This is a genomic window from Tsukamurella conjunctivitidis, assembly GCF_007858475.1.
Classification (GTDB): domain Bacteria; phylum Actinomycetota; class Actinomycetes; order Mycobacteriales; family Mycobacteriaceae; genus Tsukamurella; species Tsukamurella conjunctivitidis.
This window is the reverse complement of the sequence record NZ_VIGX01000326.1, coordinates 1-509: the sequence shown is the minus strand read 5'-3', so window position 1 is coordinate 509 and position 509 is coordinate 1. Positions and strand designations below refer to the sequence as shown.

At 66.8% G+C, this 509-nt stretch carries 1 protein-coding gene; it reads right to left on the bottom strand.

Going from position 1 to position 509, the window contains the following annotated elements; genetic code table 11:
• Window positions 1–64 precede the first annotated feature (64 nt).
• A partial coding sequence (locus FK530_RS25615; RefSeq protein WP_205124292.1) for a hypothetical protein occupies window positions 65–509 on the bottom strand: 445 nt, incomplete at its 5' end.

Below are 509 nucleotides of genomic sequence, written 5' to 3'. Positions count from 1 at the left end.
GCACTGGCAACGCCAGCCTTGCCAGTGTTGGCGAGTGTGCTGGCAGTGCGGGGAGGGGTGGGGTCTAGAAGGTCGTGGTCTCCTGCCAGTCGGCGGGGTCGCTCCCGAAGTTCTCCTCCATCCACTGATGCAGCCACTCCCGGTACCAACGGGGCAGGGGCGTCTGCTCCTCGTCCTCCCACACCGGGTACGGCCACTGGGCGAGGTTGGTGAGGGTCTTCGCCCACTGCGGTTCCGGCACGGCCGGTGGGTTCCATTCCCCGATCCACCAGGCCGCGAACCATGTGATCTGCGTCGTGGTCTCCACCGGCCCGTCCAGCAGCGCGAAGCGCTGAAGCGGGTTCGAGGTCTCCTGGATCATTTCCAGGAGCCTGGGGTAGGACAGTTCCTCCCAGACGGTCATCGTGACCGGGCCGGACGTCGTGATCTCCAGGAGCCGGTCGAAGGCCGCCTTGTTCAGGGTCTCCTCCACCCGCTCCAGTACCTCGGGAGCCATCTCCCACGCCTCC